Annotated in this window: 22 protein-coding genes, 1 tRNA gene and 1 pseudogene; 12 read left to right on the plus strand and 12 right to left on the minus strand. The window is 62.1% G+C overall.

Annotation, left to right across the window (positions count from 1 at the left end):
• The 4 genes from EPN80_RS05430 to EPN80_RS05445 form a co-directional block, all read left to right on the plus strand.
• On the plus strand, positions 1-922 hold a 922-nt coding region (locus tag EPN80_RS05430), incomplete at its 5' end, for an AMP-binding protein (RefSeq protein ID WP_293024584.1).
• Between the two features lie 84 nt (positions 923-1,006).
• Positions 1,007-1,348, plus strand: coding sequence for a sodium/substrate symporter small subunit (locus EPN80_RS05435; RefSeq protein WP_293024585.1), 342 nt, complete (start codon positions 1,007-1,009; stop codon positions 1,346-1,348).
• On the plus strand, positions 1,345-3,363 hold the full coding sequence (locus EPN80_RS05440) for a sodium:solute symporter family protein (protein ID WP_293024586.1): 2,019 nt from the start codon (positions 1,345-1,347) through the stop codon (positions 3,361-3,363). Before EPN80_RS05435 ends, EPN80_RS05440 begins: the two co-directional genes overlap by 4 nt.
• 58 nt (positions 3,364-3,421) lie before the next feature.
• Positions 3,422-3,512: transfer RNA gene (locus EPN80_RS05445), tRNA-Ser, on the plus strand.
• Positions 3,513-3,728: 216 nt separating this feature from the next.
• Here EPN80_RS05445 and EPN80_RS05450 read toward each other — a convergent pair.
• From EPN80_RS05450 to EPN80_RS05460, 3 genes are read right to left on the minus strand one after another with little or no spacing between them, the layout of a single operon-like run.
• The gene (locus tag EPN80_RS05450; protein ID WP_293024587.1) at positions 3,729-5,174 is read right to left on the minus strand and encodes a LutB/LldF family L-lactate oxidation iron-sulfur protein; all 1,446 of its coding nucleotides are present in this window, start codon (positions 5,172-5,174) and stop codon (positions 3,729-3,731) included.
• Entirely contained in the window at positions 5,171-5,869 is a 699-nt protein-coding gene (locus EPN80_RS05455; RefSeq protein WP_293024588.1) for a lactate utilization protein, read from the minus strand. The genes EPN80_RS05450 and EPN80_RS05455 overlap by 4 nt, the downstream gene beginning before the upstream one ends.
• On the minus strand, positions 5,866-6,669 hold the full coding sequence (locus EPN80_RS05460) for a (Fe-S)-binding protein (protein ID WP_293024589.1): 804 nt from the start codon (positions 6,667-6,669) through the stop codon (positions 5,866-5,868). Before EPN80_RS05460 ends, EPN80_RS05455 begins: the two co-directional genes overlap by 4 nt.
• A gap of 281 nt (positions 6,670-6,950) precedes the next feature.
• Here EPN80_RS05460 and EPN80_RS05465 point away from each other — a divergent pair, with 281 nt between their 5' ends.
• Complete coding sequence (locus EPN80_RS05465; RefSeq protein WP_293024590.1) at positions 6,951-7,667, plus strand: FadR/GntR family transcriptional regulator; 717 nt, start codon at positions 6,951-6,953, stop codon at positions 7,665-7,667.
• Between the two features lie 69 nt (positions 7,668-7,736).
• On the opposite strand, the gene EPN80_RS05470 is transcribed toward EPN80_RS05465, so the two are convergent.
• Complete coding sequence (locus EPN80_RS05470; protein ID WP_293024592.1) at positions 7,737-8,762, minus strand: FAD-dependent oxidoreductase; 1,026 nt, start codon at positions 8,760-8,762, stop codon at positions 7,737-7,739.
• A 324-nt stretch (positions 8,763-9,086) separates the two neighbouring features.
• Here EPN80_RS05470 and EPN80_RS21090 point away from each other — a divergent pair.
• Positions 9,087-9,320, plus strand: a pseudogene (locus tag EPN80_RS21090) (MerR family transcriptional regulator); the annotation flags it as partial.
• Between the two features lie 179 nt (positions 9,321-9,499).
• On the opposite strand, the gene EPN80_RS21095 reads toward EPN80_RS21090, so the two are convergent.
• Positions 9,500-9,655 carry a CxxxxCH/CxxCH domain-containing protein gene (locus EPN80_RS21095; protein ID WP_366468252.1) on the minus strand — a complete coding sequence of 52 codons (156 nt, stop codon included), beginning with the start codon at positions 9,653-9,655 and terminating at the stop codon, positions 9,500-9,502.
• A 481-nt stretch (positions 9,656-10,136) separates the two neighbouring features.
• On the opposite strand from EPN80_RS21095, the gene folE reads away from it, so the two are divergent.
• On the plus strand, positions 10,137-10,862 hold the full coding sequence (gene folE, locus EPN80_RS05480; RefSeq protein ID WP_293024596.1) for a GTP cyclohydrolase I: 726 nt from the start codon (positions 10,137-10,139) through the stop codon (positions 10,860-10,862).
• 52 nt (positions 10,863-10,914) lie between these two features.
• Here the strand turns inward: folE and EPN80_RS05485 are convergent, their stop codons facing one another.
• From EPN80_RS05485 to EPN80_RS05500, 4 genes are all read right to left on the minus strand, one after another.
• Positions 10,915-11,118, minus strand: a complete 204-nt coding sequence (locus EPN80_RS05485) for a hypothetical protein (RefSeq protein WP_293024598.1) — start codon at positions 11,116-11,118, stop codon at positions 10,915-10,917.
• Between the two features lie 78 nt (positions 11,119-11,196).
• Positions 11,197-11,850 (minus strand): HugZ family protein, encoded by a 654-nt coding sequence (locus EPN80_RS05490; protein WP_293024600.1) that lies wholly within the window; start codon positions 11,848-11,850, stop codon positions 11,197-11,199.
• Between the two features lie 225 nt (positions 11,851-12,075).
• Positions 12,076-12,483 (minus strand): DUF4148 domain-containing protein, encoded by a 408-nt coding sequence (locus EPN80_RS05495; RefSeq protein ID WP_293024602.1) that lies wholly within the window; start codon positions 12,481-12,483, stop codon positions 12,076-12,078.
• Positions 12,484-12,624: 141 nt separating this feature from the next.
• Complete coding sequence (locus EPN80_RS05500; RefSeq protein WP_293024604.1) at positions 12,625-13,968, minus strand: EAL domain-containing protein; 1,344 nt, start codon at positions 13,966-13,968, stop codon at positions 12,625-12,627.
• Positions 13,969-14,524: 556 nt separating this feature from the next.
• On the opposite strand from EPN80_RS05500, the gene pdeR reads away from it, so the two are divergent.
• On the plus strand, positions 14,525-16,525 hold the full coding sequence (gene pdeR / locus EPN80_RS05505; RefSeq protein WP_293024606.1) for a cyclic di-GMP phosphodiesterase: 2,001 nt from the start codon (positions 14,525-14,527) through the stop codon (positions 16,523-16,525).
• 33 nt (positions 16,526-16,558) lie between these two features.
• Here pdeR and EPN80_RS05510 read toward each other — a convergent pair whose 3' ends face one another.
• The 3 genes from EPN80_RS05510 to EPN80_RS05520 all read right to left on the minus strand — a co-directional run bounded on the left by EPN80_RS05510 (position 16,559) and on the right by EPN80_RS05520 (position 19,620).
• A complete protein-coding gene (locus EPN80_RS05510) occupies positions 16,559-17,428 on the minus strand; it encodes a crotonase/enoyl-CoA hydratase family protein (RefSeq protein WP_293024608.1) in 870 nt (289 codons plus the stop codon).
• A gap of 301 nt (positions 17,429-17,729) precedes the next feature.
• Positions 17,730-19,184, minus strand: a complete 1,455-nt coding sequence (locus tag EPN80_RS05515) for a GGDEF domain-containing protein (protein ID WP_293024610.1) — start codon at positions 19,182-19,184, stop codon at positions 17,730-17,732.
• A gap of 223 nt (positions 19,185-19,407) precedes the next feature.
• A complete protein-coding gene (locus tag EPN80_RS05520; RefSeq protein ID WP_293024612.1) occupies positions 19,408-19,620 on the minus strand; it encodes a hypothetical protein in 213 nt (70 codons plus the stop codon).
• Between the two features lie 988 nt (positions 19,621-20,608).
• Between EPN80_RS05520 and cyoA the strand changes: the two genes are divergently transcribed.
• Genes cyoA through EPN80_RS05540 form a run of 4 tightly spaced genes read left to right on the plus strand, consistent with a single transcriptional unit; the run spans position 20,609 to position 24,572 of the window.
• A complete protein-coding gene (gene cyoA / locus EPN80_RS05525) occupies positions 20,609-21,580 on the plus strand; it encodes a ubiquinol oxidase subunit II (protein WP_293024614.1) in 972 nt (323 codons plus the stop codon).
• Between the two features lie 3 nt (positions 21,581-21,583).
• A complete protein-coding gene (cyoB, locus tag EPN80_RS05530) occupies positions 21,584-23,566 on the plus strand; it encodes a cytochrome o ubiquinol oxidase subunit I (RefSeq protein ID WP_293024616.1) in 1,983 nt (660 codons plus the stop codon).
• 4 nt (positions 23,567-23,570) lie between these two features.
• Entirely contained in the window at positions 23,571-24,203 is a 633-nt protein-coding gene (gene cyoC, locus EPN80_RS05535; RefSeq protein WP_293024618.1) for a cytochrome o ubiquinol oxidase subunit III, read from the plus strand.
• Entirely contained in the window at positions 24,204-24,572 is a 369-nt protein-coding gene (locus EPN80_RS05540) for a cytochrome o ubiquinol oxidase subunit IV (RefSeq protein WP_293024620.1), read from the plus strand.
• The last annotated feature ends 13 nt before the right edge of the window (positions 24,573-24,585 follow it).

The following is a 24,585-nucleotide window of genomic DNA, read 5'->3' on the forward strand; positions in this document are numbered from 1 at the left end:
CCACAAGGTGTCGATCTTCTACACCGCGCCCACGGCGATCCGCTCGCTGATCAAGGCGGCGGAGTCGGACAAGAGCATCTACCCGACCCAGTACGACCTGTCGTCGCTGCGCATTCTGGGTTCGGTGGGCGAGCCGATCAATCCGGAAGCGTGGATGTGGTACTACAAGAATGTCGGCGGCGAGCGTTGCCCGATCGTCGATACATGGTGGCAGACGGAGACCGGCGGGCATGTGATCGCGCCGCTGCCGGGGGTCACGCCGCAGGTGCCGGGCTCGTGCACTTTACCGTTGCCCGGGGTGGCCGCGGCGATCGTCGACGAGACGGGGCAGGACGTACCGAACGGGCAGGGCGGCATGCTAGTGATCAAGCGGCCGTGGCCGGGGCTGTTGCGCACCATCTGGGGCGATCCGGAGCGCTTCAAGAACAGCTACTTCCCGGCGGAGCTGGGGGGCAAGATCTATCTGGCCGGCGATGGCGCGATTCGTGATCGCCAGACCGGCTACTTCACCATCATGGGCCGTATCGACGACGTGCTCAATGTCTCGGGGCACCGGCTGGGCACGATGGAGATCGAGTCGGCGCTGGTGGCCAATCCGCTGGTGGCCGAGGCGGCCGTGGTGGGGCGCCCGGACGACACGACGGGCGAGGCGGTGGTCGCGTTCGTGGTGCTCAAGCGCACGCGTCCGACCGGCGAGGAGGCCAGGCAGATCGCCACCGATCTGCGCAACTGGGTGGCCAAGGAGATCGGGCCGATCGCCAAGCCGCGCGACATCCGTTTTGGCGAGAACTTGCCGAAGACCCGCTCGGGCAAGATCATGCGGCGCCTGCTGCGCGTGATCGCCAAGGGCGAGGAGATCACCCAGGACACTTCCACCCTGGAAAATCCGGCCATCCTCGAGCAACTCAAGCAGTCGCAATGAGTTGGCGCGGCGTTTGAGCATTCTCACGTCACGGCCCCGCTTGCGGGGCCGATTTCCTTGTCTTGATGCATGAATCCGACCGCCATGCCCGCTGATCTGGCTGCTGTGGCCGAGCGCCGGGCACGGCTGGCGGCGGCCTATTGGCGGCGCAATCTCGCGCTGATCGCGGTGCTGATGCTGGTCGGATTCGCGGCGACCTTCGTGCCGGTGTACTGGGCGCCCGAATTGTCCAGCCTGCGTTGCTTCGGCTGGCCGCTACCGTTTTACATGGGTGCGCAGGGCGCGATGCTGGTCTATCTGCTGCTGATCGTCTGTTATGCGATTGGCCAGCGCCACAACGATGCGCACTTCAAGCGTGCCTTGGCTGCGCTGGAGGCGTGCGCGCGCAACGGCGCGGCAATCACCGACGGGCGTGAGGCGCGATGAGCCTGACGCGCCGCCTGACACGCTATTACCTCTATTACACGGCGGGCTTCGTTGCCTTTGTCGTCATGGTGGGGCTGCTCGAGCAGACCTACGGGGCGGGCGTGTGGGTCGGCTATGTGTTCCTGTTCGTCACCATCGCCATTTACGCGATCATCGGGCTGGTGGCCCGCACCTCCGATCCGGTCGAGTACTACGTCGCGGGCCGGCGCGTGCCACCGGTGTTCAACGGCATGGCGTGTGCCGCGGACTGGATGAGCGCGGCATCCTTCATGGGGCTGGCCGGCTCGCTCTATGTCTCGGGTTTCGATGGGCTGGCCTACGTGATGGGGTGGACCGGCGGCTACTGCCTGGTCGCGTTTCTGCTGGCGCCCTATCTGCGCAAGCTCGGCCGCTACACGCTGCCGGACTTTCTCGGCACGCGCTATGACAGCAACGTCGTGCGCGGCCTCGGCGTTTTCTCCACCATCCTGTGCTCGTTCGTCTACCTGGTGGCACAGATCCAGGGCGTCGGACTGATTGCCGCCCGCTTTATCGGCGTCGATTTCTCGATCGGCATCTTCTTCGGGCTGGCGGGCATCCTGGTGTGTTCCTTTCTCGGCGGCATGCGAGCGGTGACGTGGACGCAGGTGGCGCAATACATCATCATGATCGTTGCCTTTCTGGTGACCACCGCGCTGGTTGGCCACCAGACCGGCACCGGCTGGCTGCCGCAACTGAGCTACGGCAAAGTGCTCGCGCGCGTCGAGCAAATCGAGCACACGCTCGACGCGCAGGCGCCGGAGCAGGCCGTGCGCGATCACTACCGGCAATTGGCCATTCAAATGCAGCGGCAACTCGATGGCCTGCCGGACAGCTACACGCAAGGCAAGACCGCACTGCGCCAGCAGTTGCGCGCATTGCGGCAACGCAACGCCGCGCTGCGCGAGGTCAAGGCGGTCGAGGACAAGCTGCAGACCTATCCGCGCAACGTGCATGAGGCACGCGACCTGTGGACGGCCAGGCGCAACGACTATCAGGCCCGCTCCCAGGTGCCGCAATCGATGACCGTGCCATTCGCCGCGACGGAGGCGGCCGCGCGAGAGGCCAAGCGCTTGAACTTCCTGCTGTTGATGCTGTGCCTGATGGTCGGCACGGCCAGCCTGCCGCATATCCTCACGCGCTACAACACCACCACCGGCGTCGCGGCGGCACGCAGCTCGGTCGGCTGGACGCTGTTCTTCGTCGTCCTGCTCTATATCAGCGCTCCGGTCCTGGCCGTCCTGCTCAAGTACGACGTGCTCACGCACCTCGTCGGGCAGCGCTACGACAACCTCCCGGCATGGGTGTCGCAATGGCAAAAAGTCGTGCCGGCGCAACTCGAAATCAGCGATGTCTATCGCGACGGTGTAGTCCAATGGGGCGAGATCTGGATGCATCCCGACATGCTCGTGCTGGCCGCGCCCGAGATCGCCGGCTTGCCGTATGTGATCTCCGGCCTGATTGCCGCCGGCGCGCTGGCAGCCGTGCTCTCGACCGCCGATGGTCTGCTGCTGACCATCGCCAACGCGCTCTCGCACGACGTCTACTTCCATATGCTCGATCGTCATGCGAGCGCGCAAAAGCGCGTTACCGCCTCAAAGCTGCTCGTGCTGTGCGTGGCCCTGTTCGCCGCGTATGTGACTTCGCTCCAACTCGGCAATATCCTGTTTCTCGTCGGCGCAGCGTTCTCGCTGGCCGCCTCCAGCCTCTTTCCGGTGCTGGTGCTCGGTGTCTTCTGGCGCCGCGTCACGCGCGCCGGCGCCATCGCCGGCATGCTCGCCGGGCTCGGCGTTTGCGTGTATTACATCGTTGCCACCTATCCGTTCTTTACCCGCTTGACGGGGTTCACCGGCGCCCGCTGGTTCGGCGTCGACCCGATCAGCGCGGGCACCTTCGGCATACCGGCAGGCTTTGCCGCGGCGATTCTGGTGAGCCTGCTGAGCCCGCGTCCCGACCAACGCACCCGCCAACTCGTGAACTATTTGCGCGAGCCATGAATATGGCCGCATAAAATCCGCCGACGGCTAATGAGTTTGGTATAATGCGCTCCCTTCAGGAGAGATGGATGAGCGGTTTAAGTCGCACGCCTGGAAAGCGTGTATAGGTTAATAGCCTATCGGGGGTTCGAATCCCCCTCTCTCCGCCAAGTAAATTTCTCAAGCGTTCTCGCCGCTTTCCGTCCAGACTCGCCGGGTCGTGTTCGACGGACATCCTGCTGGTTTGACTTCTTGCTGCATCAAAGGGCCACGGCTTGGCGCTTCGGGCCCGCTTAGGCAGCGGGCCGGCGCGAGGATGAACACGTACCGGCGTCACCGGCCCCGTCTCAGCACGCCTTTTTCCGGCACTACCCACCAGGCACAACCTATTGCGGCTGCCCTCGCTCGCGCAACAGATCCGCCAGGCTTCGCTCGGCCGGCTTGAGCGGTGTGCGATTGGCGGTCCAACCCATTTGCCGGGCGGGTGTGAGCGCGCGCATGCGCGTGGCCAGCCAGCGGAATGCGCGGTAGGCGCGCGGATGCGCGAACGCGCCGCTCCAGAAGCGCCACACGAGATCTTCCGTGACCCGGTAATTCGCACCCTGGCCGCGCAGCGGGTGCGCGACGTGTTCGTCGGGGTTGCGGTTGGCTTCGGTGCGCAGTCGGATCAGCAATTGCGGTATTGGAATTCGCACCGGACAGACTTCGCCGCAGGCACCGCACAGCGTGGAGGCAGTTGGCAGGTCGGCGGTCGCTTCGAGTCCGAGCAGGTGCGGCGAGATGATCTTGCCGATCGGCCCCGGATAGGTCGTGCCATACGCGTGGCCGCCGATGCGCGTGTAGACCGGGCAGTGGTTCATGCACGCGCCGCAGCGAATGCACTGCAGGGTCGCGCGCAACTGTTCGTCGGCGTAGGCCTGCGTGCGGCCGTTATCGAGCAGCACGAGGTGCACGTTGCGTGGGCCATCGCGCTCCCCGGCGCGCCGCGGGCCGCTGATCAGGTTGAAGTAAGTGGTGATGGCCTGTCCGGTGGCCGAGCGCGTCAACAGGCTCGACAGCGGCACGATATGCTCGAGCTTCGCGACGACCTTCTCGATGCCCATGATGGCGATATGAGTGTCGGGCACCGTGGTCGAAAGGCGTCCGTTGCCTTCGTTCTCGACCAGCCACAGCGTGCCGGTATCGGCCGCCGCGAAGTTCACGCCCGATAGGCCGATATCGGCCTCGATAAACGCGTTGCGCAGCGCGCGCCGGCCGGTCTGGATCAGTTCATCGACGTCTTCCGTGTAGCGCGTCTCGGGAATGCGCTGCTCGAACAGCGCGGCGATGTCGCTGCGTGTCTTGTGGATCGCGGGCATCACGATATGCGAGGGCTTCTCGCCGGCCAACTGGACGATGTATTCGCCCATGTCGGACTCGACGCAATCGATGCCGCGTTCGGCGAGGTAATGATTGAGTTCGATTTCCTCGCTGGCCATCGACTTGCCTTTGATCACGCGCCGCGCGCCGGCCGCCTGCGCGATACCCAGCACGATCTCGTTGGCTTCGGCGGCCGTGGCGGCCCAGTGCACGTGCACGCCAGCGGCGCTGAGATTTGCCTCGAGCTGCTCGAGCAGCTCGGGCAGTCGCGCCAGCGCGTGCTGGCGAACCGCCTCGCCGAGATCGCGCAGTCGCTCCAGCTCTTCGCTGTCGGGAAATTGGCTGGCTCGCTTGCCTTGCAGGAAATCCATGGCGCCGCGAAAGCTCGCGCGCAGCTTCGGGTCATTGAGCGCGGCGCGCGCGCGTTGTTTGAAGTCGCCTGGCGCGACGAAATGCATCGGCTGTGCGCTCATGACGTCGTTCCTTGCGTGTCGGTGATGATGACGACCCACAGGCGGCGCGGTCCGTGCGCGCCATAGGCGGTCGTTTGCTGGATGTCGGATGTCTTCGAGGGGCCGGAGACCAGCGCGAGATTGCTCGGCATGCCGGTCTGCCATTGTTCGGCGCGCACAAGCTCGTGCAGGTCGGCGTGCAGCGTATGCGCATGCACGACGGCAACGTGCAGCGGCGGCACCAGCGATACGGTGCGCGGCGTGCCGCCGTCGGGCGCGATGACGAGCGTGCCGGTTGCCGCGATGCCGGCGCGGGCGACCGTGAACCCGGCGTCGAAAGTGTCGAATAGATCGCGCTTCCATGCTTCGATTGGCTGAGCGAAATCGACTGCCTCGATGGCAGGCGGCAGGGCGCCGATCAGCGCCGCTGCCTCCGGGCGGGCCGGGTCGAGCAGCAAACGGCGCACGCCGGCTGCGGCCAGGCGCTGCGCCAATTGCGCGGGCCATGTCGCGGCATCGGCGCACCATGCGTCGGCGTGCAATGCGGTCAGCGCGCCCAGCATGGTCTGTGCGGCGGTGAGCGAGTCGGCGGCCGGCGCCGCGCGTCGGGCGTCGTAATGCCGGTCGATCGCCTCGTCCAGCGCTCGGGCGTCGGTCGCAACAGCGCGCGGCGCAGCGGCGCGCAGCCGCGCCAGGATGGCGTCGCGCGCGCTCATTGCGGCGTCCCCAGCGGCGCGGTCGCATCAGCCGTGCGGCGCCAGAGGAATGTCGCGAGATGCTCGACGTGCAGCGGCGCGCCCTGTTTGGCCGCCGCATGCCCGATGTTCAGCAGGCAACCGCAATCGGCCGACACGAGCCGGTCGCAGCCCGTGGCGCAAGCCGACGCGACCTTGTCGCGCACCATCGCGCCCGAAATATCGGGATGCTTCAATGAGAACGTGCCGCCGAAACCGCAGCATTCCGATTCGCGCTCGTGTTCGATACGAGTCACGCCGGGCAGCGCATCGACCAGCGCCACGCCATGTCCGCGCGTGCCCATTTCGCGGCGCGCCGCGCACGAGGTGTGCAGCACCACGCGCTCGTCCGGCGAGGCGGCATCGTGCGGCAGGGTATCGAACCGAATGTGCAGGATGTTGACGAGAAACTCGGCGAGTTCATACACGCGTGATGCGATTTCGCGCGCCTTTGGACCATTGACTGGATCATCGGCGAACAAGGCCGGCCAGTGGTGGCGCATCATGCCGGCGCAGGAGCCCGACGGCACGATCACCGGCCAGGATTCGGCAAACAGGTCGAGCTGGGCGGCGGCCACGCGCCGCGCCTCGTCCGGATTGCCGCTGCTGTACGCGGGCTGCCCGCAGCAGCTTTGGCCGCGCGGGTAGTGCACCGTCAAATGCTCGCGCTCCAGCAACCGCACAGCGTCCATGCCTGCCGCGGGGACAAACAGGTCGACCAGGCAAGTCGCGAACAAGTAGACGTGTGATGGCGCGGCCTTCGGGTAGGTTCTTTCCGGCATGTCTGGCTCCTCCATGAACTGACGCACGCCTGGCGTGCGAGCCGGCATGTCGACCTATGATTGTCGCGTTGGTTAGCGATTTCAATTTGGTTGGACCAACGTCGAACGGACTTGTATTTCGCTCAGGCTGTCAATGCCGGCTACTGCGCGATACGCTGATTGCAATGGAAAATATGAGGCACACCCACGACTTGCGGTGAGCGATATACTGCGAAATATCACTGGGTAAGGGAAATTGGTTGGACCAATTGACTCAAGGTGCATTAGGGGAGGCAGTGGCGATGGCTATCACGAGACACGTCAACCGGACCGAGTCCGTGATGCGCCAGATCGAGACGGCGCTGCTCGACGGATCATGGCCGGCCGGCGCGCGCTTGCCGGCCGAGCGCGAACTGGCGCAGCAATACGGGGTCGCGCGCAACACGATTCGCGAGGCGATCCAGCGGCTCGCCGCCCGCGGCCTGCTGCACAGCCGGCGGGGCGCGGGGGTGTTCGTATCGGATCGCTTGCGCACCGGCATTGCGTCGCCGTGGGGGCAACTGGTCGCCGATCATCCCGTGCTATGCGGCGACATTCTCGAGTTCCGCCGCGTGCTCGAGGGGGCGACCGCTTATTTCGCGGCGTTGCGGGCCGATGCCGATGATCGCGAGCGAATTCTGAAGCAAATGCGCGTGCTCGAGTCGGCGCGCGCCTTGGGCGACATGACGGCGGAAGCGAAGGCGGACGCCAGATTTCACGACGCGATCGCGCTTGCGTCCCACAATGCGATGTTCCTGCATCTGCACACCAGCGTCATTGGCCTGTTGCGCGAGCACATCACGACCAACGGCATGGGCGTGCGAGAGGAAGACGTGGGCGCGTCGGATCTCCTGCTGCAACAGCATCGCACCATTTGCGAGGAGATCTGCGAGCGGCGTCCGGAAGAGGCCAGAACGGCGATGCAGGCGCATATCGACTTCGTGCGCGGGCATGTCCGGCAGCAGGGCGACGAGGACTGAACCGGGCCGCCTGGGGGGGGCAGCCTGGTTCCCAAGCCGACCTGCTCTTTCGGTGTGGCCAAGCCCGGCTCAAGACCCGCTTGCGGTCGCCGCATGATGTGTCGCGCGAGGCGACGCCGCGATGGCGCGGCCCAGCGCGCGGCCGCTTAGCCAGGCGCCTTCTACCTTGCCGCCGTGCAACCAGTCCCCGCACATGCCGAGACCCAGGTCGGCGTGCCACTGCATGCCCGGCGCGACGGCAGTTTCGGCGGTGGGCAGGTTGGCATAGCGCCAGCGGTGAATGCGCGCAACGATCGGCGGCGGTGCGCCCAGTTCGCTGAAGGCCTGCAGTAACGCGCGCAGTACAGTGTCTGGCGAGTCGTCCTCGTGCGCGGTGCTCCATTCGGCCGACGCATGCAAAACCCAGCAGTGATTGGCGTTGCGGCCCGGCTTGCTGGCATTGCGCGCCACCCAGCGCAGCGGGCCCTGATTGACGAAAGCCGCATCGAATGGCAAAGACAGCGCGTTTTCATACTGCAGCATGGCGGCCCAGCAGGGTGTCATGACGACGGCGCCGGCCTTTGCGGCAAGCTCGGGCGCCGCGGGTCGCAGCAGGTCGGCGGCTTGCGGCGCGGGCATGGCAAGTACCACGCCGGCGAATCCCTGCTCGTGCCAGCCCCGTTCCGCGCTGTGAATTTGCCACACTTGTGCATCGCGCCGTATCGCATCGACGGTGCGCAGGCACTCGATCGGCAACCGTGTCGCCAGGTGTCGCGCCGGCGCGTTCATGGCGGGTACGCCGACATAGCGCCGCGGGTGTGGCGACGATGCGTCGGTTCGCGCCGGGATGATCGCCAGTTGCGGTTGCCATTGCGCCAACACGCCAGCGGCAAGCCAGCGCTCGACCTGTTGCGTGAATTCGGGGGTGCTCGCCGTGAAATACTGGGCGCCATGATCCCACTGGCCGGTGCCCTCGCGCCGTGCGCTCATGCGCCCGCCCACGCCGCGGCTTTTGTCGAAAACACATACGCCAACGCCTGCCGCTTGCAGTTCAGTGGCGCAACTCATGCCGGCCATGCCGGCGCCGATCACGGCAAAAACGGGTGTCGAAGGCATAAAACGAGGTGGACTGGGTCAATGAGGGACGCGAGCCGGATGGCCGCGGGTAATGCGATGCAAGTGTATCGCAAATTGATGAAATTGAATTCATGACTCCATAAAATATGAGTCAACACATAAGATTGGTGAGAGTCAGATAACGTAAGTTATTTGCGAATTTGAAATTGATTATATTTATCTTGAAGATAGCCTGTTTTAATCGCTCGGAGACGGGAGGCGAACAATTCATATGTCCACATTTTGTATCGAATTATCGTTGACACGATGAAACGAAATTGATAGTCTGCGGGCACTAGAGGGCTCACAAAGTTAGCAATCGCGATGGAACGAACCAAAACGGCGGTCACTGAAAGGACGCGCGGTTATCGAAGTGGCAAGGCTGCGCGCCTGGCCGGCATGCCGGTGACGACCCTGCGCATCTGGGAGCGCCGGTACGGTATCGTTGCGCCACCGACCACGGCGTCCGGCCAGCGCCTCTATTCGGAAGACGATGTTCGGCGCCTGGTGCGAATCAAGGCGCTGGTCGATCGCGGTTACGCGATCGGGTCGATAGCCAAGCTCGACGAGCAACAGCTCGCGGAGCTCGAGGCATCCAACAGCCAGCGCGCCATTCGCGCCCGCGCGGACGATGAGTCGGTGGTACTTGGTCTCGCGGTGATCGGTGACGTACTGCCCGAAAGGCTGGAAGAGTATGCCGGCGAACTTGGCCTGCATGGGTTGCAGGTGCGAGCCACCTACCCGTCCATCGGGGACTTCGAGGCGGCGCGCGCCCGAGGCGCGAGCGTCAATGCCCAGGTTTTGCTGGTCGAAGTGCCGGGGCTGTGGGACGAGACGGCCGAGCAGGTCCTGCGGATGACGCACGGCGGCGGATTTCGCGCTGCAGCGGTGATTTACCCATTTGGCTCGAACGGCGCGGCCGCTTCGCTGCAGCTTGCCGGCGTGCGCGTCTACCGTCGCCCCGGTAATCGGACCGAATTGCGGCAGTTGTTGAGCGATATGCGTCGCGAGTGCGAGCGCGATCGGGCCGTGTCGCTGGGCAGCGAGCGCTTGCGTCGCCGTTTTGACGATCGCCACCTTGCGATGCTGTCCGGTGGCGCCGCGTCGATCGCGTGCGAGTGCCCGCGCCATATCGTCGATCTGATCATGCAGCTCGATGCGTTCGAGACATACAGCGATAATTGTGCAAACGACTCCCCTGTCGATCGGGTTTTGCATCGACTGCTGGGCGATATAGCGAATCACGCGCGGCACGCGTTTGAGAGTGCCTTGGAACAAATCGCCGCCGGACATGGCAATCCCGCGCCTGGCGGCGCATGAATCAGCGCGACGCGCGGTTTGCGCGCCGTGCTCAACTCACCCAGGAGCCTGGTTATGGATCTCATGGTGCAACCTCCCTCCGTCGCCGGCGAAGTCTGCGACGGCATCCCCCTGTCGCAGCGCATACGTCAACGGCTGATGAGCGCGGGAACGCGCTTTCACGCCAACGACAATATCTCGGCCTATCTTCGCGAAGGTGAACTCGACGCGTTGCAACAGGAGGTTGCGGACAAGCTGCAAGGCGTGCTGCGCTCACTGGTCATCGATGTCGAGAACGACCATAACTCGCGTGATACCGCGCGCCGGGTAGCCAAGATGTTCGTGCGGGAGGTGTTTGCCGGCCGCTATGAAACGGCGCCCGCCGTGACTGAGTTTCCCAATGTCGAGCGTTTGAGCGAGCTGATGATCATCGGCCCGATCAGTGTGCGCAGCGCCTGTTCGCATCACCTGTGCCCGATCATGGGGCGTGTGTGGGTCGGCGTGATGCCGGACGAAAACTCGAATCTGATCGGTCTGTCGAAATACGCGCGGCTGGTCAATTGGGTCATGGCGCGTCCGCAGATTCAGGAAGAGGCGATTACGCAATTGGCCGACTTGCTCGAGGCGCGCCTGGCACCCGACGGACTGGCAATAGTGCTCGAGGCAGACCATTTCTGCATGCACTGGCGCGGCGTCAAGGACGACAATGCCAAGATGGTCAATAGTGTGATGCGCGGCGCGTTCCAGCGCGATCAGGCGCTGCGCCGGGAGTTTCTCTCCTTGCTCCCGGGGCGCGACTGAGACCGGCGAGCGGCCACGCGATGGCGCGTGGCCTGCCTGTTGGCACCTGTCATCAATGGTGCCAATCGCCCCGATGGTGCCAACCGCCACCGAAACCGACGCCGAAGGTCACGGTCGGCGGACCGTAATAGTAATTATCGTAATAATTATAGCCATACCCGTAGGCGGGGGCCGGGGCATAGTATCCGTAAGGCGGTGCGACCACGCAACCGGCCAGTAAAGCCGTCAACGTCATAGCCGTCAGCAGTTTGATCATGATTGCTCTCCAGTTCGACGGTTGGACTCGCCAGGCGGGCCTTGGTTGCGGGCACTGTGTCGAACCGGCGCCGGCGCATCAGGCGCCGAGTGTCGGGGCGACCTGTTCGATGGCTTCGGCAAGCGCATCGGCATGCCGCGCTCCGCCGGCAAAACGGTGGCGGGTTCGTTGTCCCTGAATGATCAGGTCAATGCCGTAGCAGTCGATGCCAAGCAACCGCACGTCGGGCGGCATGTGTGGCTTCGCGAGATTCACCAGTGCCGCTTCTTCGCTGTGAGTCACTACCGGCAATGCGGCCCAGTCGTCGCGTGATAGCCAGCCCATGCGGCCGACGCCTTCGATGACTCTCGTCTGGAGTGGATTGAGCCGCACGAAAATGAAATCCAGCGCGAGCAGTTCTCGCGCACCCGGCTGATAGCGCAGATAGCGTTCCAGAAAATCGAGCGGCGGTTCGAAGGGTTCCACTTCACCCGTGAGCGTCAGTCGCGGGGCCGCTTGCACGTCGGCTGCGCCGGGGTGCGCGACGAATAGACTGGCGCGCGGATCGGCCAGCAAGTTCTTGGTATGTTCGGCCAGTCTGCTGATGCACAGCACCGGGCGATGGTGCGCATCGGTGACATACGGTACGCCGGTGGCATACGGATAGCCAGGTAACGTGGCTGAGTGGGTGGCCAGGGTACCGTCGGGAGTTTCATGCAGCAAGGCAACGGCGTCTTCGATTGCGATATTCACGGGGGTAGGGGCCGCATGCCGCGGCAATTCTGCCGGAAGTGATATATCACCACGGAATACCTCACTGCGCAATCAGGCTTTACCGGTGATGCGTATTGGATCGACGGAATGCCTAACAAAAACCCCCACCGCTGGCGGGTGGGGGTGGTCTCATGCGGGGGGAGACCCCGCGTGAGCACAGGCGCTGGCCTGTCGGGGTGTCGCGAAAGCCGCGACGGCGCTGCATCAGGGTTGCGGCGAGATGCTGCCGTGATCGATGCTGGCGACCGTCAGCGCGCCGTTCTGTGCAAGCGCAGCGGGTTGCGCTACCGCCATGGCGCGTGGATACACGACGTCGTTTTGTTCCAGCACGCCGGCCGCGCGCGCCTGAGCGAGTTCGACCTTGACGGCTGCACGGGGTTTGCCAGGGCCTTGGTCGGTCGAGTGCGGGTAGACGGCGTCGCTCGATACCAGCAGACCTTGGGCCTGTGCCTGCGTCAGTTCAGCCTTGACCTGCGCGCGGCTGAGTACCGAGGCCGCGGGGATGCCGGCCAGTTGCGAACCATCGGGGTAAGCATCGCTGGCCATTGCGGAGCCGGCGGCACCGGCGAGCAAAGCGGACAGCAAGGCGGCGGCCAAAAGATTGCGTTTCATGATCATTCTCCTGTCTATTCAAAAGGGGGCGATGTGTTTTCATCGTCGACAGGATCAGTCTATTGCGCCGCTGGTTGAAGAAAAACGGCCGCCAGCTCAATGGGTCATTTCATTTTTGGCAATAATGACGCGAGAAAAGAGTCAGGCGCTGGTGGTTTCACCGTCCTTGCGGGGTGGCGAAACCGAGTAGTTGTACCAGGCCCCGGCCGCCAGGCCGATCGCGGCGAGGTCGTCGGCCTTGAGCGCGGGCAGCGGCTCGCAAGCGGCGGACATGGCGTCGTAATCGCCGGATTCGGTCGCCTCGGCAGCGTTGAGCAATAGGCCGAGTTCCCCCTCGCGGTTGAGCACGGCGCGCCGGATGTTGGCGTCGATCGGCAGACGCTGCACGACATCGCTGGTTGCCTCACCATAGAGGACGTAGATCAGCGAGAGCACGCCGGTGATGAAGGCGGTGTCACTAAAGCGTCCGTCGTTCGGTCGAATGCGGTTGGCGGTCAGTTCCATGAACCGCGCCCGTGTGCCGCACAGCTCGGCCAACGGATCGGCGCGCAGATTGAGTTGGTTGCCGTCGACGAACAGCAGCATTTGCGCCCAGCGCGCGACCTGGCGCGTGCCAATGACGAGAATCGCGGTATGCAGGGATGAAATCGTTCGCGTCAGGCCGACGGCGCTGGAGTTGAGCAGGCGCAGCAGCTTGACGACCAGATCCGGATGCGCCTTGAGCTCGGCTTCGATTTCGGCGATGCTCGGCTCGCCGCTGAGCAGCACCAGCAGTCGCAACAGGGCGGTGCGCGAGGCGTTGGTTTTGCGCGAGGAGAGTACTTGAGGCTTGGCGAAGTAATAGCCCTGGAACATCTCGAAACCCATGCGCATCGCAATTTCATGGTCTTCCAGGGTTTCGATTTTTTCCGCCAGCAGGGCTTTGCCGTGCTGCTTGACCACCTTGACGAGCGCCTCGATCTCGTCGCGGGGGCACTGCAGGAAGTCGATTTTGACGATGTCGATATACGGGAGAATTTCCTCGAAGCGGGGCGACAGGCGCGAGACGTCGTCCAGAGCGCAACGAAAACCCAGGCTGCGCAACGCCTGGCAACGATCGAGCAGCGCCTGATCGAATTCCACCGTTTCGAGAATTTCCAGCACGAAGCGCTCGGGCGGCAGCAGTTCGATAATGTCGGACATCAGCATCGTCCGGTCGACATTCACGTAGCCGGTGTGTCCGCCTAGCGCCGCGTGGATGCCGACGTCGCCGAAGATGCGTGAAATCACGTGCGCCGTGGCCTCGGCGTCGTTCGTGACGACGGCGAAGTTGGCCAGGCTGGAACGAAACAGCAGCTCGAACGCGATCAGCGCGCCGCGGCCGTCCAGGATGGGCTGGCGCCCGAGGTAGACCTGTTCTTCGGCGGCGCCGGCGTCGTCGTCGGGTGTGGTCGCGGCGTTGGCGGCAGTCGCCTTGGGGCGTCCCGAAGAGCTAAAACGTTGCATCTGTCTATTAGGAAAAACCTTGCTATTGATAACTATTGCGTACCTGCAACGGCGGCAATGCTTCCGTGCGCCGATCAAGCGCCAAGCCTTGCATCATAAGCCTATCGATCGCGTGAGCATAATGCATTTTCAAGGCAACATCGCGAAGAGCCGCACATGACAAGCCTTTGAGGCGGATTTGCCGCGGCCAATCCGCCCGCTGCGGGTTCCGCCGGCTTCGCCTTCAGGCCGGCCAATCCGCGGCTTGACGTCCCGTAATCCGAACATAACAGCGATATTCCGGCCGCGCAAATTTGCTAACATCAGCGGCAAAAAGCGAGGTTGTCACCGATTTTTACAATTCCCTGCTAAGCTTAGGAATTATTGGCATTTTCCTTGACAGCAGGACATGAACGGCGAGTCTTCGACCGTCGTTGAAAAGGGTGCGCCGCCACGGATTGCATCGCTGTCTTTCGGTCATTATTTGAATTGCTGCGCTTAACGAGAATAGTAGTTGTCCACGAACTTACAAACCAGCGTAACCGGCGAGGCAGGAAATCCTGCGCGGGGCTCATCCATGGATAACGATCTAGATTACTCAATACTGTACGAATATTTCGGCACCAGCAGCCCCTATTGGCGCCTTGCGAGCGATAGCAACGCGCTGTCGCTCGAAGCGCAGCGGGGCTCGACCAATCTGGGCATCGCGCTGAGCGCGGAGCAAGCGGCAGAGGTTCGGGGCATGACCGGCGTGACATCTCATCGAGTGCTGGATGTAGTCATCGTCGGCGAACCGCTACGGCTTCACCTGGTCGGCAGGAAGGTCAATCCCACCCAATGGGCGGGCACCGCGTCGGCTTATGCCGACACCGTCTCGGTGGCGCGCGATCTGGTCCATGGGCTCTCGTTTGCCGAGCAGGTTGTCTCGGAAGTCAACTCCCTGGTGGTGATTCTCGATCGGCATGGCCGAGTGCAGCGCTTTAACCGCTTGTGCGAGGAAGTCACAGGCATGCGCGAGGAAGACGTGATCGGCAAGAGCGCCTTCGAGCTGTTCATGTCGGCCGAACAGGGTCAGGCGTCGAGTCGCAATATCTCCACTTTTTACAACTCCGGCGAGCCATACGAAGTCGAGCGGTACATCAACACCGTCAATGGCCCAAGGCTCTTTTTGTTCCGCAACAAGTTCGTCCAGAGCGGCAGCGGCGCCGACGAACAGTTCCTGATTTGCTCGGGTACCGATATCACCGAGGAGCGCAACGCACAGAAGCGCTTGTCGGAACTGGCCAACACCGATGGCTTGACGGGTTTGCCGAACCGCAACGCCATCCACGAAAAAATCAAGACCGCGATCGCGGCCAAGGCGGGCGGGAGCAATCGTGTCGGCATTCTGTTCCTCGATCTGGACAACTTCAAGAAGGTCAACGATCACTATGGTCACGTCGTCGGCGATCGTTTGATCCGCGATGTGGCCAGCCTGATCCAGAGTTGCCTCGGCGAGGGCGATACGCTTGCGCGCCTGGGCGGTGACGAATTTGTGGTGGTGATCGAAAAATCGACCATCGAACTGCTCGAGGCGACGGCTCAACGCATTCTGGAACGCCTGCGCACGCCATTCCACCTCGGATTGATGGAAATCTACACCGGCTGTTCGATTGGCATCGCGCTGTACCCGGACCATGGCGATGGCCTGGAAAGCCTGATCCGCAGCGCCGATACAGCGATGTATGTTGCCAAGGACGCCGGCAAGCGTACCTATCGGGTGTTCTCGCCCGATATGAACAAAAAGGTGGCCGAGTACATGTGGCTCGACACCAACCTGCGCAAGGCGCTCGACGAGCAGCAACTGGTGCTGTATTACCAGCCCGCGGTATCGCTGGCCACCGGCATCGTGCATGGCGTCGAGGCCCTGATCCGCTGGAAATCGCCCGAGCGCGGTCTGATTCCGCCGACCGAATTCATCCGCTACGCGGAGGAATCCGGCCTGATCGGACCGCTTGGCCGCTGGGTGATGCAAGCGGCCGCGAACCAGGCCGCGCGCTGGAAGGCCAAGGGGCTCAATATCCGGATTTCGATCAACGTGTCCGCACGCCAGCTATGCGATACCGATATCGTGAATCACTTCAGTCACGCACTCGATGTCGCCGGCTTGCAGCCCTGTCTGCTCGATCTCGAATTGACCGAGAGCTGCTTCATCGAAGACGAAGCCACCGCGATCGGACTGATCAAGCGATTCCGCCAACTCGGCGCCAAAGTGCATCTGGACGACTTCGGCACCGGCTACTCGTCGCTCTCGCAACTGGCGCGCATCCCGCTGGACGTTATCAAGCTCGATCGCAGTTTCGTTGCCGGGATCGACACCAATACCAAGTCCCAGGCGCTGGTGCGCTCGATGGCGGCAATTGCCCAGGAGTTGCGTTTCGCCGTGATTGCAGAGGGGGTCGAGACTCGCGCCGAAGCCGATTTTCTCAAGCAGGTCGGGGTCGATTATGCGCAGGGTTTCCTATACGGAAAACCGATGACGGCCGAGGAGTTCGAAGTATGGCTGTCGGAGCAACGACGGCTCCGGTTGATCGCCTGAACGCAGACGCATTGCTGCGCGGGTTTGCGGCGCCTACCGGCGCTGCTGGCTGAGCTTGGACACGCGCCGGTTCTGCAGCATCACCAGCCGTTCCATGAAGGCCAGATCCTTCTCCTCGATCGTGAAGGCGGCCCTGACCCAGTCCTCGGTAATATCCATCAATTCGGCGCGCGAGAGCGGCAGCACGCGCTGCCGCGCGCGGATCATCGCGCGAATGCCATTGAGCTTGGGGCGCATCACATCGATGAACGTGCGGGTCGCCAGGAAGGCTTCGCCGGGCTCGAAAGTCTGATCGACCAGTCCCTTCTCGGCGTACCACTCCGCGGTATGGGATTCACCGGAGCTGATCAACTCCTCCGCCAGCCGCATGTGCGCCTTGCGTGCCACCAGCGAATACCCGCCCATGCCCGGAAAAAGGTTGAATGCGATCTCCGGAAAACCCAGCTTCACATCTTTTTGTGCCAGCACATAATGATGCGCAAGCGCGGCCTCGAAGCCCCCGCCCAGCGCGCTGCCCTCGATCATCGCGATCGAAACGGCCCCCGTCCCGAAGCCGGTGAAGATTTCGTACACGCCGTCGATGCACGAGCGGGCGTAAGCCATTAACGGATCGCGCTGCCCGGCGCGAATGGTTTCGACGAAAAAATCGAGATCACCCCCGACATTGAAAATTTCCGGCACCAGCGAGCCCGTGACCCAAAAATCGAACGGCAATCCCGATTCGCGTGCAACCCGCGCCAAATGAATGATGTCGCTGACCAGCGCCTGATTGAAGCACGGGCGCGGTTGGGAGCGCAGCATCATCCACATGATGTTGCGCCCTTCCTCGTAATACGCCGATAGTTGGGAAAGTTCGCCCGCCTCGACAAACGGACGACACGCGGGATGATTGATGAGGTTCATTGACCTTTCCAGTGCTCGATTGTGGATTGGATTGGGTAGAGCCTAACAGGCTGAAGCAGGAAATAGTGCGATGACCCCTCGGGCCGAGCCTTCCGGGCGGGACTCGACGCATGCGTCGATAGCGCCCGCCCGGGCGGCATGGCCGCGGCCGGGCGGCGCTCATTATGCCGCGTTTATGGCGCATCGGAGATCGCATGGAGGACGACGCAAATGGCTTTGCGGGAAACCCAGCGCGATTCGCCACGACGGTGGGGGCGTTTGAGAGGGTCAATGTCAAGCCGCTCAGGGTCGACCGGCCGGTTCAGACGGAATCGGGACGCGGGCGCCGATCGGCTTCCGGCGAAGCATAGTACGCGCGCTTTTCCTCGTACATCGCCTGATCCGCCCTTTGCACGGCAGCTTCAAGCCGCTCGCCGGCCCGGCATGTGGCCGCGCCCACCGACAGGCTTAGCGGAGCACCCGGGTAGAACTGGTTATTGATGTCGATCAGCTGGCGTATGCTCTCGATGACGGCGACACCCCCGCGCTCGTCTGTCGAGGGCAGCAACAGCGCGAATTCATCGCCGCCGATGCGCGCCGCGTGAAACGACGCATCGGCCGCCTTGGCCAGGACCTCGCCGGCGCGCCGCAGCAGCGCGTCGCCCGCCGCATGGCCCAGTTGATCGTTGGTGCTCTTGAGTCCGTTCAGGTCGGCCATGATGACGGTGACCGGAAACGGTCCCTTGCGTTCGAGCCGGTTGAGTTCGTCGACGTAGAACGAACGGTTGTGCAGCTTGGTCAGTTCGTCATGCTTGCCCAGGAATTCCAGATAGGCTTCCGCTTTTTTTCGGGCGGTAATATCGGTCAGGGCAACCAGCACCAAGTCCCAATTTTTTTCGTGACCGGGAAATATCGAGAACTGGAGGTGAATATTGATTTCCTGCTCTTCGAGCGAGTAATTCAGTACCTCGCGCTGTTGGTAAAACTTGTTGTCCCACAGATCGATCAGCTGTTCGCGAAAATGGGCGCGCATATCGTCGCGAAACACTTCCGGCAGACGGCTCAAGAGTGTTCTTTTGTCGGGTGCGCCGAACATTTCCAGGGTTTTCTGGTTCACGTCGAGCACATGGATTTCGCGCATGCAACGCTCGACGAATTCGGGATGGACGTCGGTGAATACGCGAAAATCGACAATACCGCGGGCACGCAGATCGTCGAGCAGCCGCTTGATGGCGCTGAAGTCCTCGACCCATAGCGAAACCGGTGAGTGCTCGAAAATGCCGCGCGCATAGGCTTCGCTCAGCGCCAGGCGCCGCCGCGCGCCCTCCAGTTCGGTGATGTCCTCGACCGACACCAGTACGCGATCCCAGATTTGCTCGTGACCCGGCAGCACGGTGCCCTTGAGCAGCACATCGAGGCGGCGTCCGCCCAGCGTGTAATTGACCGTTCGGCTAAGAAACTCCGTCTGGCCAGCCCAGAGCTGCGACAGTTCTTCGATATGGGTGGCGAGCATGTCGTCGCGAAAGACACTGTCCAGATTGGACGTCAGTTCTTCCAGCGTTGCCGCCTCGAACATCGTCAGGGTCTTGCGATTGACCGCCAGCACGCGAATGCGCGACGAGCACGCCGCGACGCGCGTCGGGTCCTCCTTGAAGTGCGCGCGCACATCGGTGACTCCATCCGCCCGCCATTGCTCGAAGAGTGCGCGGACCTCGCTGAAATCCTCCAGCCACAGCGAAACCGGCGCCAGCGCAAACATCTCCGCTTCGTCGCTCATCACCGCTGCTTCCTCTTGCCGCATACGCCCCGTGTAGACGCTTTTCTGCATGACGCACCCAAATTTCACTGGTTATTTTTTGCCTGCGGCGGCATGTGTCGGCCCCCGGAAACTTCTTATCCGAGCATCATATAGCAGAAGCGGTACCGGCCAATAGCGCCTTGGCATCGGCAGGGCGATTGAACCCCGTGCGCCAGGGCGCGCGGGTTGCGCCGAAGACGGCTCAAGCCGGGTTCAGTTTTCTCAGGATCGCCTCGCCTTGCGCGGTCAAACGCGGCAAAAGCACGTCGGGCGCGTCGGGTGCAACCGATGTGATTTCCACCAGGCTGTCTTGCTGCAGCGCGTTGAGGTCAGGGTCTGTGAGCGAAATTTGCGTGGGCGCCAACAAGACCAGAAGCAAGGTGGCTAATTCATGATGGGTCAAAAATTTCTTCATCTTGAATCTCGCTTTAACCAGTTGCAGTCGTTGATGGGCAGGTGCCGGGGCGTTTGGCTTATCGGCTGGGCTGCCGTGGGGCAGTCGGGGAAAATGAGTTGAAAGTGAGCACTCGCATCATATTTCCATCAGGAGACGCAAACTGCCTGGCAGCTTAAGGCGCCAAGCTTAACGGCGCCTTAAGCGGAGCGGGGCGATGCCGCTACGGCGCCGGCGGGGAGCAACCCGCGTCGATATTGAGCAGGCCAAGGTGGGGTGAGGCCTGCAACAACTACGAAAATCCGTCATCCGGAAGAGTGGGAGTGTGGCAAGCGTCTGTATGAATGGCCTGTTACGCCGCACTGCGACACAAAAGTGTGCGGCCAATTGTCGCACCCATGACGATGCGGTCATGTGTTTAAAACGCAGGTATTGTGCGTTAATTTTCAATATATTCAGATAAATCCGCTTTGCCCTGCGGTTCTCTCTGGTTGCGCGCTACCTGAATGGGTCTCCTGCTGGCCACTCTTACATAAGAGTTTTCGGCATAATTGCGCAGTGAATCAATTTTCCGATACGGGATAGTCCGGAAAATGAGGCTCGAATAGGTGCTAAGTCGTAGTGTTGCCAGATATCGGTCTGGCGCGGCCTGATCTCGAACGTGCAAACAACCAAGGACGGTTTTCTCCACGGTCCCACGTCGCAGGCGCCGGCGGCTCGGCGTGTCGTGACAAATTGGTGCTACCGGCTCAATCCGACACCGGCTGGTTCGTGACACCCGACGGGTTGCACCCTGAAAGTGCGGCCTCCGGGAGACCGCTCGCGCCTCGTCGAGCCCGGTTGGATCGCACCCGAAAGGGCGATCGCGATGCGGCAATGTTGCACTTGGCCAATCAGCGTTTTGCCCTTTTGCAGAAGTTGTTCAGGCGGGTCTACCCGGGCGGGTTGATTGCGGTTGCCCGGAGTTCTGTACGGATTTTGCAATTGCCCACACTTTAGAAGTCGTGAGATGAAAAACGATATAACCAGGAAGTTTTTGACGGCACTGTCCGCATGCGCCGCGTTGTTGCTCGGCGGGTGCGACAACTTGACCCTGCTCAACCCGAAAGGACAGATCGGCGCTGATGAGAAGTCGATCATCATCACCGCCACTGTGCTGATGCTGCTCGTGGTGGTGCCGGTGATCATCATGACGTTTGCATTTGCATGGAAATATCGTGCCTCGAACAAACAGGCCAAATTCGATCCCAAATGGTCGCATTCGACCAAGATCGAAATGGTCGTGTGGCTAGTGCCGTGCGCGATCATTGCCGTCCTGGCCGTCATCACCTGGAACACGTCTCACACGCTGGATCCGTATCGCCCGCTGGATTCCGACGTCAAGCCGGTACGCATCGAGGCCGTCGCGATGGACTGGAAATGGCTGTTCATCTATCCGGATCTGCACATTGCCACCGTCAATCAGATCGCGGTTCCGGTCAACACGCCGATCAACTTTCAGATCACCTCGGATTCGGTGATGAATTCGTTCTTCATTCCGCAACTCGGCAGCCAGGTCTATGCGATGGCCGGGATGGAAACCAAGCTGCACTTGATTGCGAATCACGTCGGCACCTATGACGGGATCTCCGCGAACTTCAGCGGAGACGGTTTCTCCGACATGAAGTTCACCACCCTGGCGAAGTCCGACAGCGATTTCGAAGCCTGGGTCAAGCAGGTCAAGGCATCGCCCACGCAGCTCGACACCAACGCCTACAAAGCGTTGGCCAAGCCCAGCCAGAATAACCCGGTGACCTTCTACTCGTCGGTCAATCCGCAGCTCTATCACGACATCCTCGCGCAATACCGAGATGGCGGCGCGGACGCCGGCAAGGCGATGACGATGACGGCCCCGGACACAGAAAAGCAAGCGCAGTCGGGTGCGCACATGGACATGAACATGAACATGAACGTGGCCATGCATTCCAGTACCAAGGAGTAAACCATGTTAGGTAAATTGAGTCTTGCGGCTATCCCGTACAATGTGCCGATCGTCATGGGGGCGGTGGGCTTCATGGTATTGGCCGGCCTGACGTTGCTCGGCACCGTCACCTATTTCGGCAAATGGAAGATGTTGTGGACCGAGTGGCTGACCACTGTCGACCACAAAAGAATCGGCGTCATGTACATCCTCGTGGCGCTGGTCATGTTGCTGCGCGGCTTCTCCGATGCGATTCTGATGCGTACCCAGCTGGCCGTGGCCACGGGCGGATCGCTCGGCTACCTGCCGCCTGAGCATTACGACCAAATCTTCACCGCGCACGGCGTCATCATGATTTTCTTCATGGCCATGCCGTTCATGGTGGGTTTGATGAACGTGGTCGTGCCGCTGCAGATCGGCGCACGCGACGTGGCATTCCCGTTCCTGAATTCGCTGAGCTTCTGGCTGTTCGTGGCCGGCGCGGTGCTGGTCAATCTGTCGCTGGCCGTGGGTAATTTCGCGCGCACTGGCTGGCTGGCTTATCCGCCGCTGTCGGAGCTCCATTACAGTCCGGGGGTCGGCGTCGATTACTACATTTGGGCGCTGCAGATATCGGGGCTGGGGACATTGCTCTCCGGGGTCAATTTCGTGGCCACGATCCTGAAGATGCGCGCTCCGGGCATGAAGCTCATGCGCATGCCGGTGTTTACCTGGACCGCGCTGTGCGCCAATATCCTGATCGTCGCCGCGTTCCCGGTGCTGACCGTCTCGTTGGCCCTGTTGTCGCTCGACCGCTACCTCGGGATGCATTTCTTCACCAATTCGTTTGGTGGCAACCCGATGATGTACATCAACCTGATCTGGACCTGGGGTCACCCCGAGGTGTACATCCTGATTCTTCCGGCGTTCGGGATTTTCTCCGAAGTCATCTCGACTTTCTCGAAGAAGCCGCTGTTCGGCTACACCTCGATGGTGTACGCGACCTGCTGCATTACCATCCTGTCGTTCATTGTGTGGCTGCACCACTTCTTCACGATGGGTTCGGGCGCCGACGTCAATGCCTTCTTCGGCATCGCCACCATGATTATCTCGATCCCGACCGGGGTGAAGATTTTCAACTGGCTGTTCACGATGTATCGCGGTCGCGTGGAAATGACCACGCCGGTGATGTGGACGCTCGGCTTCATGGTGACGTTCGTGATCGGCGGCATGACCGGCGTGCTGATGGCGGTGCCGGCGGCCGACTTCGTGCTGCATAACAGCCTGTTCCTGATTGCCCACTTCCACAACGTCATCATCGGCGGCGTGTTGTTCGGATACCTGGCGGGCATGACCTACTGGTTCCCGAAAGCGTTCGGCTTCAAGCTCAACGAAAAACTGGGCAAGCGCGCCTTCTGGTGCTGGATCATCGGTTTCTATCTGGCCTTCATGCCGCTGTACGTGCTGGGTCTGATGGGCATGACGCGCCGGCTGAACCATACCGACAACCCGCTGTGGACGCCGTACCTGCACGTCGCCGTGGTCGGCGCCGGGGTCATCATGCTGGGCATCTTCTTCCAGCTCGCGCAGTTGTATGTCAGCTTCCGCGATCGCAAGCAGAACGTCGATGTGACCGGCGATCCGTGGGGTGGCCGCACGCTGGAATGGACCACCGCTTCGCCGCCGCCGTTCTACAACTTCGCTCACACGCCGGTGATCCACGCCCGCGACGAGCTGGCCTATCGCAAGGAGCACGGCTTGCCCGTGCGCGACGAAGCGCCCGGCGGCTACCAGCAGATTCACATGCCCAGGAACACTTCGGCCGGCGTCATCATCGGCGGCCTGAGCGTGGCGTTCGGCTTCGCGTTGATCTGGCACATCTGGTGGCTGGCGATCGTCGGATTCGTCGGCATGATCGCGGCGGTCATTTTCCGCAGCAATGACGACGAGATCGATTACTACGTACCGGCCAAGCAAGTCGAACAGACCGAAGCTCAATCTTTTCAACGCATAGCGCCGCAGGCTTAACACCATGTCGACCAATGTTCTAGAGCAATACCCCGTTCATGCGCATGCCGACGCGCATGCGCATGAACACGCGCACCACGATACCGCCGACAAGACCGTCTTCGGTTTCTGGGTTTACCTGATGAGCGACTGCATTCTGTTCGCGTGCATTTTTGCGACCTATGCGGTGCTGAGCAACGCCACGGCGGGCGGCCCCACCGGCAAGGAACTGTTCGACCTGCACTATGTGCTGATCGAAACCTTTTGCCTGCTGATCAGCAGCTTGACCTACGGCATGGCCATGCTGGCGCTCAATCGCGCCGACAAGGCTCAGGTGCAACTGTGGCTGGGCATCACCTTCCTGCTCGGCCTGACTTTCGTCGGCATGGAAATGCATGAATTCCGGCACATGATTCTCGAAGGCGCCGGCCCGGGGCGCAGCGCGTTCCTGTCGTCGTTCTTTACGCTGGTCGGCACCCACGGCCTGCACGTGAGCAGCGGCCTGCTGTGGATGGTGGTGCTGATGCTGCAGATCGGCAAGAAGGGCTTGACGGCAACCAACAGCCGGCGCCTGATGTGCCTGAGCCTTTTCTGGCACTTCCTGGATATCGTCTGGATCGGCGTGTTCACCGTCGTCTATCTGATGGGAGTCATGTAAATGGAAAACGTCAATACGAGTCGTGGCCACGGGCATCTCGACGACACCGCGGCGGGTCACGCCGGGGCGAGCCACGGCAGCGTCAAATCGTACCTGATCGGCTTCGTGCTGGCCGTCGTGCTGACGGTCGTCCCGTTCGTCATGGTGATGAATGGCTCCGCCGCGGCGCCCACGCTGCTGGCGACGATCCTCGGCTGCGCGGTGGTGCAGATCGTCGTGCACCTGGTGTACTTCCTCCACCTCGACGGCTCCTCCGCACAGCGCTGGAACCTGATGGCGTTCCTCTTTACCCTGGTGATCCTGTTCATCGTGGTGGGCGGATCGCTCTGGATCATGTACTACCTGAACCACAACATGATGGTGATGTAGACGCCGGCGCCGT

It is taken from the genome of Pandoraea sp. (assembly GCF_004297875.1).
In the GTDB taxonomy this organism is placed as follows: Bacteria; Pseudomonadota; Gammaproteobacteria; order Burkholderiales; family Burkholderiaceae; genus Pandoraea.